The following is a 17,522-nucleotide window of genomic DNA, read 5'->3' as shown; positions in this document are numbered from 1 at the left end:
TCATGCGCCTGTTCGAAAGCTTCGCTCCCCGCGCGCCGCGCGTGGCGCTGGGAGCCTCCGTTCCCGGCGCCGCCCGCCCGCCCCGCGCGCAGGGGCCGGAGCGCGGCGCGGGCGGACCGGCGGCGACCGGCGCGAGCGCCGACGCGCCGCTCCGCGTCCGCGGCCTGACGGTGGCCTACGGCGACAAGCCCGCGATCTTCTCCGTCGACGCCGACCTGCCCGCCGGCTCGATGACCGCCATCGTGGGGCCCAACGGCGCGGGCAAGTCCACCTTCCTCAAGGGCGCGCTCGGCGTGATCCCGACCGTCTCGGGCGAGGTGACGGTCTTCGGCCGCCCCTTCGCGAAATCCCGCGCCCGCGTCGCCTACGTGCCCCAGCGCGCCTCCGTCGACTGGGACTTCCCCGCGCTCGCCGAGGACGTGGTGATGATGGGCCTCTACGGGCGCATCGGCCTGTTCCGCCTGCCCTCCCGCCGCCACCGGGAGACGGCGCGCGCCTGCCTCGCCCGCGTGGGCATGGAGGCCTTCGCCGAGCGCCAGATCGGCCAGCTTTCGGGCGGCCAGCAGCAGCGGGTCTTCCTCGCCCGCGCGCTGGCGCAGGACGCGGACCTCTACCTGCTCGACGAGCCCTTCGCCGGCGTCGACGCGGCGACCGAGCGGGTGCTGGTCTCGGTCCTCCAGTCCCTGCGCGACGAGGGGCGCACGGTGGCCTGCGTCCACCACGACCTCGCGACCGTGCCGGAATACTTCGACCGCGTGCTGCTGCTCAACGGCGCCAAGATAGCCGAGGGGCCGACGGCGGCGGCCTTCACCGAGGCGAACCTCCAGGCCGCCTACGGCGGGCGCCTCGCGACCACCGGCCTCGGCCTCGGCGGCCCCGCCGCCGACCTCGCCCCTGATCTCGCCGCAGGGGCCTGAGATGGACTTCGCCGGCGCGCTGATCGCGGCGCTGACGCTTCAGGGGGGCTGGAACGCCTCGCTGGTGGCGCTGGGCGCGGGCATGCTGGGGCTCGCGGCCGGGGGGGCGGGCTCGTTCCTGTTCCTGCGCAAGCGCGCGCTGGTCTCCGACGCCGCCAGCCACGCCACCCTGCCCGGGGTCGCGGCGGCCTTCCTCGCGATGGTGGCGCTGGGCGGCGACGGGCGCTTCCTGCCGGGGCTGATGCTGGGCTCGGCGATCTCGGCGGGGCTGGGCCTCGCCCTCGTCGCCTGGATCACCCGGGCCACGCGGCTCGCCGAGGACGCGGCCATCGGCGCCGTCCTCTCCGTCTCCTTCGGCCTCGGCATCGTGCTGCTGACGGTGATCCAGACCGTGCCCGCGGGCAAGGCGGCGGGGCTCGAGGGGTTCCTGCTGGGCTCCACCGCCGGGATGCTTCAGTCCGAGGCGATCACCATCGCCGTCGCGGGCGCCCTCGCCGCCGCCCTCGTCTTCGCCCTGCGCCGCCCGATGACGCTGGTCGCCTTCGACCCCGAGCACGCCGAGGCGACGGGCGTGGGCGTCTGGCGCACCGACCTCGCGATGATGGGCGTGGCGCTGCTGGTCACCGTGGTGGGGCTGAAGATCGTGGGCCTGGTCCTGATCGTCGCCCTGCTGATCATCCCCCCCGTCGCCGCCCGCTTCTGGACCGACCGGGTCTCGACGCTGGCGCTGCTCGCCACCGCCTTCGGCGGGCTCTCGGGCTACGTCGGCGCGGCGATCTCCTCGATCGAGGGGCGCCTGCCCACCGGGCCGATCATCGTGCTGGTCGCCTTCGCGATCTTCGCCGTCTCCTTCCTCGCCTCCCCGCGCCGCGGGGTGCTCGCCGCCCTCCTGCGCCGCCGCCGGCTCGAGGCGCGGGTCCACCTGCGCCAGGGCCTGCTGGCGCTGGCGCGGGGCGAGGCGGTCTACGACCGGCTGACCCTGCGCCTGATGCTGCGCCGGGGCCTGATCCGCCCCGACGGCGCGATGACCGAGGCCGGCCGCGCCGCCGCCGCCCGCGCCGCCCGCGACGAGGCCCGCTGGACCCTCGCCCGAACCCTGCTGCCCGAGGCGGGCGTGGCCGAGCGCTACGACGGGCTCACCCCGCTCGAGCGCAGCCTGACCCCCGACCAGATCGCCGAGATCGACCGTCGCCTCGCCCTGGGGGGCGCCCCCGCATGATCGTCGCCATGATCGCCGAGATCCGCTCGCCCGAGTTCGTGATGATCTCCCTGCCGCCGATGCTGGTGGGTCTGCTCGCCTCGCTCGCCTGCGCGCTGCCGGGCAACTTCCTGCTGCTGCGCCGGCAGGCGCTGATCGGGGACGCGATCTCCCACGTCGCGCTGCCGGGCATCGTGCTCGCCTTCCTGGTCACCGGCACGGTGGCCGCCTGGCCGATGCTGCTGGGCGCGGGCGCGGCCGCCGTCGTCGCCGTCGCCCTGATCGAGGCCGTGCGCCGCCTCGGCCGGATCGAGAGCGGGGCGGCGATGGGCGTGGTCTTCACCGCCCTCTTCGCCGCCGGCGTCCTGCTGCTGGAGCGCTCCGACGCCTCCTCGGTCCATCTCGACGTGCAGCATGCGCTCTACGGCAATCTCGAGTCGCTGATCTGGTTCGACGCGCAGGGGTGGAGCTCGCTGCTCGACCCCGCCGCGCTCGCCTCCCTGCCCGACGCGGCGCCGCGGCTGGCGGTGGTGCTGGCGGCGGTGGCGATCCTGACGCGGCTGTTCTGGAAGGAGCTGACGCTGACCACCTTCGATCCGGGCCACGCCTCGGCCATCGGCCTGCCCACCGGGCTGATCGGCGTGGGGCTGACCATGGCGACCGCCACGGCGGCGGTGGCGGCCTTCGACGCCGTCGGCTCGATCATCGTGATCGCGATGTTCGTCTGCCCCCCCGCCGCCGCTCGGCTGATGACCGACCGGCTGGGCCGGCAGGTGGCGTGGAGCCTGCTGTTCGCCGCCGTCTCCTCGATCCTGGGCTACGTGCTGGCGGGCTACGGGCCGCTGTGGTTCGGGGCCTCCGACGCGGTCGGGGCGGCGGGGATGATCGCCGTGGTCGCCGGCGCGATCCTGGCGCTGGCCTGCGTGGCGGGCCCGCGGCGGCGTCGCGCCAACGCTACGGTTTCCTGACGAATGGCGTTAGGGAAAGATCAATGCTTGCCAGCCCTCCACGGGGCTTGACCCCCCCTGCGACTCACCGTAGCGTCCCCCTTGCGATTGGCACGGCCAGTCCGACAGGGACCTACGGGGCCCGCCCCCGCCGAGAACCCGGAGACCGGGCGAAACGGGGAGCGGTCCACCAAAAGAACGCCGCACATGCGGGAAAAGGACGCTTGGGAGGGCGTCCTTTTCATTTTCCGGGGAGGTCCCGCGCCCCTCTCCGGCGCGGGCCTTGATTTCGCCTTTAGCGGCGGCGAGAACCCGAACCCGAGCCGAGCCGCGCGTGCACCGCGGCGCACCGTCCGGGGCCGAGCGCCGCGACGGGCGCGCCCGGAGACGCCGCGCGGAGACCGAGCCCGAAGCGCACAGGAATCGACATGCCGAGAACCCACGTCCGCTCTTCCCTCCGCCTTGCGGCGCTGGCCGCCCTGATGGCCGGCGCGGCGGCCCCTGCGCTCGCCCAGCAGGCGCAGACCGGGACGAGCGACCCCGCCCAGGCCCCGGCGGCGCAGGCCCCCGCGCCCGCCGCCCCGGCCGCCGAGGCGCCCGCGGCCCAGGCCCCCGCCCTGGCGCCTGCCGCGCCCGCCCAGCAGGCCCCCGCCCAGGCCCAGCAGGCGCCCGCCCAGCAGGCGCCCGCCCAGCAGGCCCCGCAGCAGCCCGCCGGCCCGCAGCCGCAGGTGGTCGCGACCCATGGCGACTGGACGATCCTGTGCCTCGACGGCAAGCCGCCCTGCATCATGCGCCAGCTCGGCTACAACGCCGACGGCCGCGAGGTGATGGAGCTGTCGATCCGCCGCATCCCCCCGCAGCAGACCCAGCAGGGCACCGTCGAGGCGGTGATGGACGTGCGCGTCCCCCTGGGCGTGTTCCTGCGCGAGGGGCTGAGCCTGCAGATCGACAGCGCCGAGAGCCAGCGCGCCCAGTTCTCGATCTGCCTGTCCGAGGGCTGCCTGATGCGCCAGCCGATTCCCAATGCCATGGTCTCGGCCATGAAGAAGGGCGCGGTCGCCAAGTTCGGCTTCGTGGTGCCCCAGGGCGGCCAGGGCGGCACCGAGTTCAACATCGACATCTCGCTGTCGGGCTTCACCGCCGCCTACAACGCGCTGGCCGAGTAAGCCGCGCGCCCTCGGGCCGGAAACCGAACGGGCCGCCCCATGGGGCGGCCCGTTTCGCGTTCGGCAAGGCCCGGCCCCCTCGGACCGCGCCCCCGGCCCCCTCAGACCCGCCGCAGCGCCAGCACCGCGTTCAGCCCGCCGAAGGCGAAGGCGTTGCTCAGCGCGGCGGGGACCGCCCGCTCCCGCGCCACGTTGGGGGTGACGTCGAGATCGCACTCGGGGTCCGCCTCGAGGTGGTTCGCCGTCGGCGGGATCACCCCCTCGCGCAGCGCGCCCAGGACGGCGGCGAACTCCAGCGCCCCCGCGGCCCCCAGCGCATGCCCGTGCATCGACTTGGTGGACGAGATCGAGAGCCCGTCCGCCAGCCCCCCGAACACCTGGCGCAGGGCCGCGACCTCGGTCCGGTCGTTGGCCGCGGTGCCGGTGCCGTGGGCGTTCACGTAGGCGACCTCGCCCGGGTCCATGCCCGCGTCCGCCAGCGCCCCCGCGATGGCGCGAGAGGCGCCGTCGACCGAGGGCTGCACGATGTCGCCCGCATCCGCCGACATCGCGAACCCCGCCACCTCGCCCAGGATCGTCGCGCCGCGGGCCTGCGCCCGCTCCAGGTCCTCGAGCACGAAGACGCCCGCGCCCTCGGCGATGGCCATGCCGGTGCGGCCCTTAGAGAACGGGCGGCAGACGTCCTTCGTCATCACCCGCAGCCCTTCCCAGGCCTTCATCGCGCCGAAGGTCAGCGGCGCCTCCGCCCCGCCCGCCACCGCCAGCGGCGCGGCGCCCGAGCGGACCAGGTGGAAGGCCTGCCCGATGGCGTGGTTGGCCGAGGCGCAGGCGGTCGACACCGTCCACGCCGGCCCCTTCAGCCCGTGGGTCATCGAGATGTGGGAGGCGGGCGCCGAGACCATCAGCCGGGGCACCACGAAGGGATGCACCCGGCTCTTCCCCTCCTCGAACACCGCGCGATAGCTGTCGTCGACCGTGTTCATCCCTGGCAGCGCGGTGCCGATCACCACCGCGGCGCGCAGGGCCTCCGCCTCGCTCAGGCCGGGGTCGGACTGGGCCCAGGCCTCGGCGGCCGCGGTCAGCGCGAGCTGCGCGTGACGGTCGTAGAGCGTGAGCTGGGAGCGGGAGAACCGCTCCCCCCCGTCGAAGCCCTTCGCCTGCCCGCCGATCCCCACGCTCAGCCGGTCGAGGTCGCGGATCTCCAGCGGGCCGATCCCGCAGACCCCCTCGACCAGCGCCCGCCAGTGCGCGCCCGAGTCGAGCCCCAGCGCCGAGACGACGCCCATGCCGGTGACGACGACCCGGCGCGGGCCGCCTGCGGCGCTCTGCGCGCGCGGAGCGGTCATGCGCTCAGCCTTTCTGCTCGGCGATCAGGCGCTTCACCGCTGCGACGATCGCCGCGACGTCGGCGATGTCGAACTCGCTCTGCGCAGGGTCGTTGGCGTTGAAAGGGATCGAGATGTCGAACCGCTCCTCGATGGCGAAGACGGTCTCGACGAGGCCGAGGCTGTCGACCCCCAGCTCCTCGGGCGTCGAGCTCAGGCGCACTTCGGCGGGATCGAGCACGGCCTGGTCGGCGATGATGCGGATCACCTCGCGGGCGACCTCGTCCTCGGCGGATCCGGTTGCGGCGGCGGCGGCGGCGGCATCGGTCATCTCGACCTCCCACGGAACGACAAAGCCCGGCGACGTCGACGGAGCGACGGTCCGCCCGACGGCCCTGTTACCCCCTCGACGGAGGTCAGGGAAGGCGAAATCTGGTCCCACCCTCCGGCAGGCGCAAGGGGTCAGCGCAGGCTTCCGGTCAGGGCGCGCAGCTTGTCCATCGCCCGCGGCAGGCGGCGCATGGCCATGTACATGCGGTTGAACTCGTCGCGCTTCATCGCCGGGGAGCCGATCATGACCGAGCGCGGCGGCACGTTGGTGCCCACGCCCGAGCCTCCCGCGATCACGCTGTCATGGCCGATGGTCAGGTGGTCGGCGACGCCCGCCTTGCCCCCCAGCACCACCCGGTCCTCGATCACCGCCGAGCCGGCGATGCCCACATGCGCGCACAGCAGGCAGTGCGCGCCGACCGAGACGTTGTGGCCGACCTGCACGAGGTTGTCGATCTTGGTGCCGTTCCCGATCGTGGTGTCCTTCAGGGTGCCGCGGTCGAGGCAGGCGCCCGCCCCCAGCTCCACGTCGTCGCCCACCGAGATCGATCCCAGCGAGTGGATGCGCACGTAGACCGTCGCCGCCGCCCCGAACACGTCCGAGGCGCCGCGGTCCTTCGCGGCCTCGACCGCGCCGGGCTCGGGCGTGACGAAGCTGAAGCCGTCCGCGCCCGCGACCGCGTTGGGATGGGCGATGAAGCGATGCCCGATGCGGGCCCGCGCGCCGATGCGCACCCCCTCCATCAGCAGGGCGTCGTCGCCGATCCGCGCCTCGGCCCCGACGGAGACATGGCTCAGGATCCGCGCCCGCGCGCCGATCTTCACGTCCCGCCCGATCACCACGAACGGCCCGATCGAGGCGCCGGGCCCGATCTCGGCCGAGGGGTCGACGATCGCCGAAGGGTGCACCCCCGCGGGCGCGTCGACCGGGTGCTGGAAGCGCGCGGTCAGCCCGGCCATGGCGTAGCGCGCGCGCGGCGCGAAGATCGCAGCCGCGAGCCCCAGCCCCCGCCAGTCGGCTCCCGCCGGCAGCACCGCCGCCCGCGCCCGGCCGGCGGCGAGGTCGCCCAGGAACTTGGGGTCCATCGCGACGGCCAGGTCCTCGGGCCCCGCCTGGGCGGGCGGAGCGGGCGTGCGCACCATCAGGTCCCCGTCGCCGGCATGCTCCAGCCCCAGGGCGGCGGCGACGTCGGCGATGCGATGGGCGGTCATGGGCGGCTCCGTCGATTGCGGGGGGCCGGCTCGCCTCCCCCGCGCCCTGATTAGCGGCCGCGAGGCGCCCCGGCCAGTCCCCGGCGCGGGATCGGGCGCATGAAAAACCCCCGCGCCGGGGACGGCGCGGGGGCGGGATCGCGGCGCGGGGCGCCGCGGCTTTTCAGGCGGGCCTCAGTAGGCGGGGGCCAGGCCCTTCTCCTCCAGCGCGGCCCAGACCGCCTCGTCGCGGTCGTAGACGTCGGCGCGGAACTGCGCCTGGCCATGCTCGTCCACCCAGGCGGTGCGGTAGGTGAGGTTCACCTTCACCGGCTCCTTGAGGTTCACCCAGCGCTCGCGGCCCGAATCCAGCAGCGACTGGAACGAGCCCTTGGGGTCCGCGTACTGCGGGGCGAGCAGGATGTAGGCCAGCTCGAACGGGTTCTCGACCCGCACGCAGCCGTGCGAGAAGGCCCGCGCGTCGCGCGAGAACAGCCGCTTGGACGGCGTGTCGTGCAGGTAGATCGAGAACTGGTTGGGGAACATGAACTTCACCTTCCCCAGCGCGTTGCCGTCGCCCGGCGCCTGCTTCACGCGATAGGGGAAGTGGCCCTTGGAATACTGCGTCCAGTCCACGAACGACGGATCCGCCGGCACCGGGCCGCCGTCGGTCGAGATCAGCCGCATGTTCTGCTTCTCGAGGTAGTAGGGATCCTTGCGCAGCGCCGGCAGGATCTCGTTCGTCGCGATCGAGCGGGGCACGTTCCACGACGGGTTCACCACCAGGTGGTCCATGTCGTCGATGAACTCGGGCGTCTGGTGCTGGCGCTGGCCCACGACCACGCGGGTCTGGTGGATCAGCTTGCCGTCCTCGTAGAGGCGCAGGCGGTAGTCGGGCTGGTTCACCACGATGTACTTGCGGCCCAGGTCATGGGGCGCCCAGCGCATCCGCTCGAGGTTCACCGCGACCTGCCGGATGCGCGAGCCGACGTCCGCGCCGAGCGCCGCGAAGGTGCGCGCGCCGGCGATGCCGTCGTCGTTCAGCCCGTGGCGGCGCTGGAAGGCCTTCACCGCGGTCTCGAGGCCCGCGTCGTAGAGCTCGGGGCTCGCGGAGGCCGGCGTGGGCTCGCCGAGCTCGGCCAGGCGCGCGCGCAGCTGGGTCACCCGCTCGCCGGTCTGGCCGGGGCGCAGGGTGCCGCCCTCGGACAGGGTGGCGCGCCAGCCGCCCGAGGCCGCCTCGGTCTGCAGGCGGGCGTAGAGCGCGCGCAGCGGCGCGTAGCCCGGATCGGTCGGGGCCAGCCCGTCGAGCCAGGCGCCCAGGTCCGGCGCGGTCTCGGCCTGGGTCATCAGCGCCATCGCCTTCGGCCGGTCGGGGAAGACGTGGATGTCGGAATCGATGCGGCTGGGCACCAGCGCGCCCGCGCTCATGTCGCCGGCATAGCGCACCAGCGCCCGGCTGAGGTCGAGCTCCAGCGCCGCCATGTCCTCGGGCGCGCCGGAGGAGGCGAGCGCCCCCTGCGCGCGCTGGCGCAGCGCGGCGGGCGAATAGGCGGCGGCGGGCAGCGCGTGGCTCTCGGCCTCGTCGAGACGCGCGAGCAGCGCCTGCGCGTCCAGCTCGCCGCCCGAGACGGTCCAGGCGGGGCGGCCGTCGCGCGCGGCGTACCAGGCCTTCAGCTCGCCGTCCGAGGCCGCGGCGCGCAGGATCGCGGCGGCCAGCGGGGTCTGGGGCGAGGGAACGGCGGCCACGGTCTCGGGGGCCGGCGCCGGGGCGGGCGGAACCGCCTCGACCGGCGCCGCGGCGCCCGTCCCGGCCTGGGGCGCGGCTTCGGGCGCGGTCTCGACGGAGGCGACCTCGGCGGACGTCTCTGCGGGGGCCGCGGCCGCCTCGGAGGCCGTGCGGTCCGCGCCCAGCAGGGCATCCTTGACCGGCGTGGAGGAGGCCGTCGCCGCCGGGCTCGCCGTCAGACCCAGGGTCTGGGCGACGGCGGGACCCGCGGGCGCGAGCGACGCGCCTCCTGCGAGCCCGCCGACGGCGATTGCGGCGACAATGTGGAACTTGAACGACATAGTGGCGCCTCTGACACAGGGATCCGCTTGCGAAGATCATAGCGTGAACGCCGGGGGTCGACGAGGACACGCCCCCGTGAGCCGCGGACGAAGGGTCGGGGCGTGTGAAATCCGCCGCAGATACAGGGCCGAACCGGCCCGGGCTTCCAAGGGGCGGCGACGCCCTCCACCAAGCGACGCGGCGCCCGACCGGCAGGCAGGCGATCGTTTCACGCTGCGACAGGCGCCTTTTCCCCGGGCGCCGGACGGGAAAGCGCTGCGAATCTGCAACTTTAACCTTGGCGCCCCGCGTGGCATATTCCGGGCGTCCACCAAGAACCGCCGAGAAACATCGGCTAGACGGACGAACGAGGCGACAGACAGTGAAACCGAGCGATTACGGGCGAGTGTCCCGTCGCGCGGCCCTAGCGGGTCTCGCTGGCGGACTCCTTGCGGCGACCATGGGCGGGCAGGCCCTTGCAGCGCCGTCGATCAACTCCGGAAAGGGCGCGTTCCGACGCATCCGGTTCGTCAATTCGCGGCTGCAGGAGCAGCTCGACACGGTCTACTGGATCGATGGCGAATACGTGCCCGAGGCGCTTCAGGAGATCAGCGGCATCCTGCGGGACTGGCGCGCCGATCTGGTGAAGCCCTACCACGAGCGCGCGCTGGACGTGCTGGCCGCGGCGCATGCCCGGCTGGGCGTTAACGAGCCGTTCGAGGTGGTGTCGGGCTACCGCTCGCCGCAGACCAACGCGGCGATGCGCCAGCGCTCCTCGGGCGTGGCGCGCAACAGCTACCACACCCGGGCGATGGCCGTGGACGTGAAGCTCAAGGGCCGGACCGTGCGCCAGATCGCCGGCGCGGCCGAGAGCCTGAGCGCCGGCGGCGTGGGGCGGTACTCGCGCTCCAACTTCGTGCACATGGATTGCGGCCCCGTCCGCACCTGGGGCGCCTGAGCCCCTCCGCACGCGGCGCCTGACGCGGCCCCGACGGGCCGGACCGATCGCCTTCGCCTCCTCCGGGCGCGGGCGCGAAAGACCTGAGCGATGCGACACGTTCCGAACGGCCGGGCCCTGCGCCCGGCCGTCGGCGTTCCGGGGTGCGCCCCGCGGCCTCCGGCCGGGCGCCGCGCGCCCCATGCCCGCCCCGCTCAGCCCGCGGCCGGCGGACAGGGCCGCCCCGGCGCGTAGACGCCCAGCAGCCCGGCCGCGAGCACCGCGTCGACCGTCGCCGCGTCCGCCTGCCCCTCGACGCCCCGGCGCACGAAGGTTCCGCGCAGGCCCTGGGCACGCAGCGCGTTGAAATCCACCGTCAGCGAGGGCATCGCCTCGCTCCCGTGGCGCAGCGAGGTGCGGCCGGGCAGGTCGTCGAGATGCAGGGGCCAGGTGCCGGCGCTGATGCCGGTGCAGCGAAGGACCTTGTCGCGGAAGCGCTGGCGAAGCTCGAACGGCTCCAGGGCCGCGGCGGCGTTCGGATCGACCTCCGCGGCCAGGTCCTCGATCCAGGCGGCCATGTCGCGGTCGGGCCCCAGCGCCTCGCCCAGGCCCAGCGAGGCGCCGTAGACGGCCAGCGCCCCCAGCAGCAGGAAGGACGACGCGACGCTGATCTGCGCCCCGCGCACGCTGCGCCTGCTCCGGGGATCCTCGGCGGCCGCGCTCATCGCGCGGCCGTCATGACGCGGCTTCCATCGCTCAACCCTCCGATACGCGGGGTCACGCCTGACGCGAAAGGGGGCCGGCGGACCGGCCCCCCCTCATCCAGAGACTGCCCGAGTCGCCCGCCGGGGTCGAGGGCCCCGCCGCCCCCGAAGGACCGGCGCCCGCCCCGGCCGGCGCCCGGGTCAGCGATCAAGGATGTCGCGCAGCTCCACCATGTTGGCCCGCGCGCGCAGCAGCTTCTCACCCATCACGGCCAGGTGGTCGGGGGTCACGGTGCCGTCCTCCTGCCCGTTGGCCACGATCATCGGGTTCATCCGCACACCCTCGGCGATATGCGCCTCCATCCGGTCCCAGACCTGGCGCAGGTCCGAGACCTCGATGGTCTTGGCGAAGTCCTGGCGCACCGCCTGCAGCACGCCGTGCAGCGCGAAGAGCTCGCCGCGGGCCTCGTGGAACAGATTGTCGGCCCGGAAGTCGAAGTAGCCCAGGTTGTTGCCGCCCGCGTCGACGAAGGCCTTCTTCTCGACCGACCACTCCTTCGCCTTGGAGCGGGTGTTCAGCCGCGAGGCCATCGAGCCGAGGTCCGCCGCCAGCCGGTCGATCAGCGTGCGCAGGTTGTCGCGGCGCACGTCGAACAGCGCGTTGCAGGCGCCCAGGCGGTCATTGTAGCTCTGATAGAGCGGGATCGCGCCGCGATAGGACTGCTCCGCCCCCTCCATCACCGTCTGCAGCTGCGGGTCGAACGGATTGTTCAGCACCCAGGCGCGCTCGTTCACGCGCAGGCGGCCCTGGGCGGCCTGCAGGTCGGGGTCGGCCTCCGAGGTGCCGCGCACGCGCCCCAGCGTGTCGGCGAGGTCGAGCGAGACGCGCCGCACCACGGTCAGCATGCCCATCTGCATCGCCGCCTTGTTGTCGAACCAGGGCGTGTCGGCGAAGTCGATCAGGCCGAAGAAGCCCAGCCGGTACTGCGGATCGCCCGGAACCCAGGGGTTCTGGTTCACCATCAGGTCCAGCAGGCCCACCTGCATCTGCACGATCCGCGAATGCGCGCAGGTGCGCGGGTCCGAGTTGCCGGCCGCGCTGGTGTCGCCCGCCGGCAGGCCGGAGTCGGCGCTGGCGGTGGTCGAGGTTCCGGGCTCGGCGTCGCCGTTGGGGCGCGTCACCTCGGGCCGGTCCAGGATCACGCCCTCCTGCGGGATGATCCGCTGGGGATAGGCGACGTCCATGCCGGGATAGAAGCAGAACCGCCAGAACAGCACGCCCACGTAGACGATGGCCAGCACCGTCAGGATCGCCGGCAGAGCGCCCAGCAGGCGGCGGAACCAGCCGCGGTTGGGGTCCGCGAAGGGATCGTTGGGGTCGGTCTTGCGGCGGAGGCCGAAGAACCGCCCGATCCGCTCCAGGATCTCCACCAGGAAGTCGACGATGCGGGTCATGAATGGCTCCGGTTTCGCTTCGGCGCACAAGAGGTAGCTTCTCGGGCGCGGCAGGAAAAGGCGAAGGGGGGCGTCGGGGCGCCGCGCTTGGACGCGGGCGACGCTATCGGGGCCCCTCTGCGTGCGTGTCGGGGGCGTCAGGTTCGGACGACAGCGCGCCGGCGATGGCCTGGCGCAGGACGAAGGTGCGCAGGGCGCAGGCGAGCCCCACCTCGGGCGGGCGGGTCGCGTCGATCTCGGCGGCGAGCGCGTTCAGCGCCTGCCCCCGCCGCGCGGCCAGCGCGCGGAACGCCTCCCAGAACTCGGGCTCCAGCGTCACCGAGCTGCGGTGGCCGCGCAGCGTCAGCGAGCGTTTCTCGGGCGCGGCGTAGGGCGCCGGGGACGCGGCGGTCGAGGAGAGGGACGCGGCGCTCATCGCGGGCCGGGATCGTCGGGGGCGGGATCTTCAGGCGCGTCGGGGGCCTCGTCCTCCGTCGCCTCGCGCAGGTGGCCGTCCAGGCGGCGGCGGGCCAGCGCCTCCTCGGCGGCCTCGCGCGCCTTGTCGGCGGCGGCGCGGCCGTGGCGGGCGGCGTTGGCGTCGCCCTCCTTGCGGCGCGCCTCGCGGCCGCGCTTCTTGCGCGCCTGGCGCAGGTTGATGATCTCGGCCATCGGCGTCTCTCCCTTGCGGGGAGGAGTCTAGCGCCCCGCGGCCGCCCGGGCGAGGGGGCGCCGCCCCCCGCCGCGGCGACCCGGCCGGAAACGGCGCGGAAGGCGCGCGCGAACGCCGCCTCGACGGCTGCGCCAAGCGCGACGCCCTGGATCGCCAAAGTCCGGCGCCCAGGCGTTCCGGTCGCCTGAAAGACGCGCGCGGGGACCGCTTGCGCGGCCGCTCGGGACGCCCCATCTGCTCCCATCGCCGGCGCTCCGCCGGCGCCTCGGCGCGGCGCGGGTCGCCCGCCGTCACGGGAGCCGCCCCTCGATGCTTCGCTATGGCGCGCCGGTGCTCTACGCCGGGTTCCTGGTTCTCTCCTTCGCGCGGATCTGGCTGAACCGCCCCGGGCGCGATCCCGGGATCTCCGGCTACATGCTGGGGGCCTCGATCAGCTACCTGGTGGTCTTCGGCACGGCCTACGGCGGCGTCGCCACGCTGGTCGAGGCCTTCTCGGGCGAGGCCGGCCCCCTGTTCTGGGCCGAGGTCGCCCTGCTCGCCCCCGCCTGCTGGCTGACCTGGCGCGGCCTGCGGGCTCTGTTCCCCTGGCCCCTGGCCATGGAGGCCGAGGGCGGCCCCGGCGCCTGAGCGACCCCCGGGCGACGAGGCGCCGCGCGCGGCGCCTCGCGCTCGCCCCGATTGGCAGGGCATCGTGCGCCGACCGATTCTGGAGGCCCGATGTTCCGACCGCCGCTCCTCGCAGCCCTGCTGAGCGCCCTGTGCCTCGCCACGTCCCCGCCCGCCGCGGCGCAGACCGCGGGCGGCGCGCAGACCGAGACGCCTGCGCAGGCGCCCGCCGGCGCGCCCGATGCAGTAGAAGAGAGCGCCACGAGCGAGAGCGTTCCGGGCGAGGCCCCCTCCGCCCCCGACCGCCCCGCGATCCGCCTGCCGGGGGGCGAGACGCTGGACCCCGCGATCCTGCGCCAGCTCGCGCTCGACATCGGCTTCGGGCGGGAGATGTTCCAGCTTCCCGGCGACGCCGCCCACTGGTCGGACGCGCGCCTGCGCCGCTTCCGCCGCGGGGGCGTGCCGGTGGAGGTCTATTCCGACGACCCCGACTTCGCGACCAACCCCGCCTTCTGGGGCCCGTTCAAGCTGCTGGCCGAGAAGCTCCCCGCCCTGACCGGCCTGACCCTGATCCCCCGCTCGCGCATCGAGCTGTGGGACGGCCCCCCCGGCCTGATGATCTTCGTGGGCAAGCGCCTCTGGCTGAAGGACAGCCTCGTGGGCCTCGCGCGCCTGGCCGGGGCGGACGAGGAGATGGCGGCGCGGCGCTTCGACCGGCTCGCCCTGCCCTTCCTGATGCGCGGCCGCCCGGTCTGCTTCGCCGAGGTGCGCTTCCGGGCCGAGGACTCGGCCGAGCTCGCGCTGTCGGTCGTGGCGCTCGAGATCAGCCCCCACCTCTCCGAATGCGTCTACGAGGAGGTGATCCAGGCCCTGGGCCCGATCAACGACAGCCGCACCGTGGCGCAGACCATGTTCAACGACGACGGCGTCGAGACGATCCCCACCACCTACGACTGGCTGGCGCTGTCGATCCTCTACGACCCCCGCCTGAAGACCGGCATGACCCGCGAGGAGGCGGCGCCGGAGATCGATGCGATCCTCGACGGCCTGATGCGCTGAGCGGGGGAAAGGGGGGGCGGGCGCATCGCCCGCCGGCCGGGGAAGTCGGCCGACGGGACTGCTGCAGCGGTGAAGTCAGGACGCCATACGACTTCACACCTTACACGCATGACGCGACGCAACGCTCTGGACCAACTACCCTTTCGGGAACCGGGCCATCGCCATGAATGCAGCAATCATTATGAATGCATCCTGAATCTTATCAGGAAGCTGAATGCGTCCGCAGGCTGTGCCCGAAATGCCACGCATGTGGCGCCCCAGCGCCATCGACGCGCCCGCCCCGGCCGCGCCCGACCAGCCGCCGCTTCCCTCGCCGAAGCGAAACGCCGCGGGGCCGTCCGGGCGGCTCCGCGGCGCGTTCTGGTCCCGAAAGCCCCAGTTGCCGCCCTCAGGCGGAGAGCGTCTCCACCAGCCGCTTCATGAAGGCCTCGCCCTTCTCCAGCTGCTCGACCTCGAGGTATTCGTCGGGCTGGTGGGCCTGGGCGATGTCGCCCGGCCCGCAGACCGCGGTCGAGTAGCCGACCCGCTGGAACAGCCCCGCCTCGGTCGCGTAGCTGACCGCGTTCGAGGCGTTGTCCCCGGTCAGCCGGCGCAGCAGCGCCTCGGCCGCGCCGCCCTCCTCGGGGGCGCAGGGGGGCACGTCGGCCTTCACCTCCACCCGCAGCTCCGCCTCCGGGCGCACCTTGCGCGCGGCGGCCTCCAGTTCGGCGGCCTTCTCGCGGATGCGCGCCAGCCACTCGGCCGAGGTCTCCGGCGGGCAGGCCCGCACGTCGACCGAGAACCAGGCCCGGCCGGCGGTGATGTTGTGCGCCTCGCCCCCCTGGAACTCGCCCACGTGGACCGAGGTGCAGGGCGGGTCGAACAGCTCCGCCCCCGGCAGCGGCCGGCTCAGGTTCTCGTCCTGCCGGTCGTCCAGCCAGGTGACCATGCGGGCCGCGAGATGCACCGCCGACACGCCCTTGTGGCGGATCGAGGAATGCGTCTCGAACCCCTTGGCGCGCACGATCAGCTCCAGGATCCCCTTGTGGGCCCCCACGACCGAGAGGTTCGTGGGCTCCCCCACGATCACCGCCGAGGCCTCGGGCAGCTCGGCGCGCATCCGCTCGATCATCGGAGGGGCGCCGTACATGCCGTCCTCCTCGTCGTAGCTCAGCGCGATCTGGATCGGGCGCTTCAGCCCCGCCTCCAGCGCATGGGGCACGATGGTCAGCGCCAGCGCGTCGAACCCCTTCATGTCGCAGGCCCCGCGGCCGTAGAGGCGCCCGTTCTCCTCGACCAGCGTCCAGGGATCGCGCGACCAGTCCTGCCCCTCCACCGGGACCACGTCGGTATGCCCCGACAGCACCACGCCGCCCGGAACCATCGGCCCGACGTTGGCGAACAGGCTCGCCTTGTCGCCCGCATCGTTGGGGGTGATCGTGCAGGCCACTCCGTGGCCCTCGAGGTAGTCGCGCACGAACTCGATCAGCGCGAGGTTCGAGCGGGTGCAGGTGGTGTCGAAGGACACCAGCTTCTCGAGCATCTCGCGCGGGGTGTAGCGGTCGCCCATGGGACCTCCTGAAAGCGAAGGCGCCGCCCGTTCCGGGGCGGCGCGTCGCGGGTCTGCGTTCGGGTTCAGCCGGCGGCGAGGCGCGCCTCGGCGACCTTCACCAGCATCGAGGCGCCCAGCGGGATCGCATCGTCGTCGAAGACGAAGGCGGGGTTGTGCAGCGGCACGTCGCCCTTGTGGCCGACGGTGAAATAGACCCCCGGCGCGGCCTTGAGCATGTCGGCGAAGTCCTCCGAGCCGGTGGCGGCCTCGTCCTGGATCTTCACCAGCGCCTTGTCGGTGACCTCGGCGGCGATGCCGGCCACGATCTCCGACAGGCCGCCGTCGTTCTCCAGCACCGTGAAGATGTCGCGGATGTCGACCTCGATCTCCACCCCGAAGGCGGCGGCGAGGCCGCCGGCGATTTCGCGCATGCGGGTGCGCATCCGCTCGGCCGCCTCGTCGGTGAAGAAGCGCATGGTGCCCGAGAGCGTCGCCTCGGACGGCACCACGTTGTAGGCCGCCCCCGAGTGGATCTGGGTGATCGAGAGCACCGCCGCCTCATGCGGGGGGGCGTTGCGCGAGCGGATGGTCTGCAGCGCCTGCGCCAGCGCCGTCGCCACCATGATCGGGTCCTTCGAGTGCTGGGGCGAGGCGCCGTGGGAGCCGACGCCGCGGATGCGGATGTCGAAGAAATCCGCCCCCGCCATCGCCACGCCCGGCTTGATCCCCACCACGCCCGGATCGGTGTAGGGGGAGTTGTGCAGCCCGTAGACCTCGTCGCAGGGGAATTTCTCGAACAGCCCGTCGGCGATCATCGCGCGCGCGCCGCCCAGCCCCTCCTCGGCCGGCTGGAAGATCAGCACCACGCGGCCCGCGAAGTCGCGCGTCTCGGCCAGGCGCTGGGCGGCGGCGAGCAGGATGGTGGTGTGCCCGTCGTGCCCGCAGGCGTGGGAGACGCCCGGCACGGTCGAGCGCCAGGGCAGGTTCGTCTCCTCCTCGATCGGCAGCGCGTCCATGTCGGCGCGCAGGCCCACGGTGCGGCCGGGGGACTTGCCCTCGATCACGCCCACCACGCCGGTGCCGCCGATGCCGGTGTGCACCTCGATCCCCCACTCCTTCAGCTTCTCGACCACGATGCCGGAGGTGCGCACCTCCTGGAAGCCGATCTCGGGATGGGCGTGGATGTCGCGGCGGATCGCGGCGAAGGTCTCGAGGCGGTCGGCGATCTCGGGGATGACGGGCATGGGGGCTCCGGGAGCGGGACGTGGGGGGCCGCGCGGGGGGCGCGAAGGTTCGGACATTCGTCGCTCCGCAGGCGGGGCCGGTCAAGGGGCACGCGGCCCGGCGCGCCGCGCGGGGCGTGGGAGCGGGGCGCGGGAGGCGGCGTCGGGAGCCGGGACGGCCCGCCCCTCCGCGCGGAGCCCCCGCCGCGGAGGACCGGGCTCGCCGCCGCCCCTCGC

Annotated in this window: 17 protein-coding genes; 7 read left to right on the top strand and 10 right to left on the bottom strand. The window is 73.8% G+C overall.

Annotation, left to right across the window (positions count from 1 at the left end):
* Positions 1-2 precede the first annotated feature (2 nt).
* From P2H44_RS10965 to P2H44_RS10950, 4 genes are all read left to right on the top strand, one after another.
* Positions 3-917, top strand: a complete 915-nt coding sequence (locus tag P2H44_RS10965) for a metal ABC transporter ATP-binding protein (RefSeq protein ID WP_275763563.1) — start codon at positions 3-5, stop codon at positions 915-917.
* Between the two features lies 1 nt (position 918).
* A complete protein-coding gene (locus P2H44_RS10960; protein WP_275763562.1) occupies positions 919-2,136 on the top strand; it encodes a metal ABC transporter permease in 1,218 nt (405 codons plus the stop codon).
* A complete protein-coding gene (locus tag P2H44_RS10955) occupies positions 2,133-3,083 on the top strand; it encodes a metal ABC transporter permease (protein WP_275763561.1) in 951 nt (316 codons plus the stop codon). Before P2H44_RS10960 ends, P2H44_RS10955 begins: the two co-directional genes overlap by 4 nt.
* A gap of 407 nt (positions 3,084-3,490) precedes the next feature.
* On the top strand, positions 3,491-4,228 hold the full coding sequence (locus P2H44_RS10950) for an invasion associated locus B family protein (protein ID WP_275763560.1): 738 nt from the start codon (positions 3,491-3,493) through the stop codon (positions 4,226-4,228).
* A gap of 101 nt (positions 4,229-4,329) precedes the next feature.
* On the opposite strand, the gene P2H44_RS10945 is transcribed toward P2H44_RS10950, so the two are convergent.
* The 4 genes from P2H44_RS10945 to P2H44_RS10930 all read right to left on the bottom strand — a co-directional run bounded on the left by P2H44_RS10945 (position 4,330) and on the right by P2H44_RS10930 (position 9,141).
* A complete protein-coding gene (locus P2H44_RS10945) occupies positions 4,330-5,574 on the bottom strand; it encodes a beta-ketoacyl-[acyl-carrier-protein] synthase family protein (RefSeq protein WP_275763559.1) in 1,245 nt (414 codons plus the stop codon).
* A 4-nt stretch (positions 5,575-5,578) separates the two neighbouring features.
* Positions 5,579-5,884 (bottom strand): acyl carrier protein, encoded by a 306-nt coding sequence (locus P2H44_RS10940; RefSeq protein ID WP_275763558.1) that lies wholly within the window; start codon positions 5,882-5,884, stop codon positions 5,579-5,581.
* Positions 5,885-6,015: 131 nt separating this feature from the next.
* Positions 6,016-7,095 carry a UDP-3-O-(3-hydroxymyristoyl)glucosamine N-acyltransferase gene (lpxD, locus tag P2H44_RS10935; RefSeq protein ID WP_275763557.1) on the bottom strand — a complete coding sequence of 360 codons (1,080 nt, stop codon included), beginning with the start codon at positions 7,093-7,095 and terminating at the stop codon, positions 6,016-6,018.
* Between the two features lie 174 nt (positions 7,096-7,269).
* Complete coding sequence (locus P2H44_RS10930) at positions 7,270-9,141, bottom strand: L,D-transpeptidase family protein (RefSeq protein ID WP_275763556.1); 1,872 nt, start codon at positions 9,139-9,141, stop codon at positions 7,270-7,272.
* Positions 9,142-9,581: 440 nt separating this feature from the next.
* Between P2H44_RS10930 and P2H44_RS10925 the strand changes: the two genes are divergently transcribed.
* Positions 9,582-10,079, top strand: a complete 498-nt coding sequence (locus tag P2H44_RS10925) for a YcbK family protein (RefSeq protein WP_275763555.1) — start codon at positions 9,582-9,584, stop codon at positions 10,077-10,079.
* 194 nt (positions 10,080-10,273) lie between these two features.
* Here the strand turns inward: P2H44_RS10925 and P2H44_RS10920 are convergent, their stop codons facing one another.
* The 4 genes from P2H44_RS10920 to P2H44_RS10905 all read right to left on the bottom strand — a co-directional run bounded on the left by P2H44_RS10920 (position 10,274) and on the right by P2H44_RS10905 (position 12,865).
* The gene (locus tag P2H44_RS10920; protein WP_275763554.1) at positions 10,274-10,783 is read right to left on the bottom strand and encodes a hypothetical protein; all 510 of its coding nucleotides are present in this window, start codon (positions 10,781-10,783) and stop codon (positions 10,274-10,276) included.
* A 180-nt stretch (positions 10,784-10,963) separates the two neighbouring features.
* Positions 10,964-12,217 (bottom strand): DUF2333 family protein, encoded by a 1,254-nt coding sequence (locus P2H44_RS10915; protein WP_275763553.1) that lies wholly within the window; start codon positions 12,215-12,217, stop codon positions 10,964-10,966.
* A gap of 103 nt (positions 12,218-12,320) precedes the next feature.
* On the bottom strand, positions 12,321-12,632 hold the full coding sequence (locus tag P2H44_RS10910) for a ribbon-helix-helix domain-containing protein (RefSeq protein WP_275763552.1): 312 nt from the start codon (positions 12,630-12,632) through the stop codon (positions 12,321-12,323).
* The gene (locus P2H44_RS10905; protein ID WP_275763551.1) at positions 12,629-12,865 is read right to left on the bottom strand and encodes a DUF4169 family protein; all 237 of its coding nucleotides are present in this window, start codon (positions 12,863-12,865) and stop codon (positions 12,629-12,631) included. Before P2H44_RS10905 ends, P2H44_RS10910 begins: the two co-directional genes overlap by 4 nt.
* 310 nt (positions 12,866-13,175) lie before the next feature.
* Here P2H44_RS10905 and P2H44_RS10900 point away from each other — a divergent pair, with 310 nt between their 5' ends.
* A complete protein-coding gene (locus tag P2H44_RS10900) occupies positions 13,176-13,493 on the top strand; it encodes a hypothetical protein (protein WP_275763550.1) in 318 nt (105 codons plus the stop codon).
* 90 nt (positions 13,494-13,583) lie between these two features.
* Positions 13,584-14,531, top strand: a complete 948-nt coding sequence (locus P2H44_RS10895; RefSeq protein WP_275763549.1) for a DUF2927 domain-containing protein — start codon at positions 13,584-13,586, stop codon at positions 14,529-14,531.
* Positions 14,532-14,919: 388 nt separating this feature from the next.
* On the opposite strand, the gene argE is transcribed toward P2H44_RS10895, so the two are convergent.
* The gene (argE, locus tag P2H44_RS10890; protein ID WP_275763548.1) at positions 14,920-16,080 is read right to left on the bottom strand and encodes an acetylornithine deacetylase; all 1,161 of its coding nucleotides are present in this window, start codon (positions 16,078-16,080) and stop codon (positions 14,920-14,922) included.
* Positions 16,081-16,145: 65 nt separating this feature from the next.
* On the bottom strand, positions 16,146-17,306 hold the full coding sequence (locus P2H44_RS10885) for a M20 aminoacylase family protein (RefSeq protein WP_275763547.1): 1,161 nt from the start codon (positions 17,304-17,306) through the stop codon (positions 16,146-16,148).
* Positions 17,307-17,522: the final 216 nt, after the last annotated feature.

It is taken from the genome of Albimonas marina, assembly GCF_029223255.1.
Classification (GTDB): domain Bacteria; phylum Pseudomonadota; class Alphaproteobacteria; order Rhodobacterales; family Rhodobacteraceae; genus Albimonas.
The sequence above is the reverse complement of the archived record's forward strand: the minus strand, read 5'-3'. Positions and strand labels throughout refer to the sequence as shown.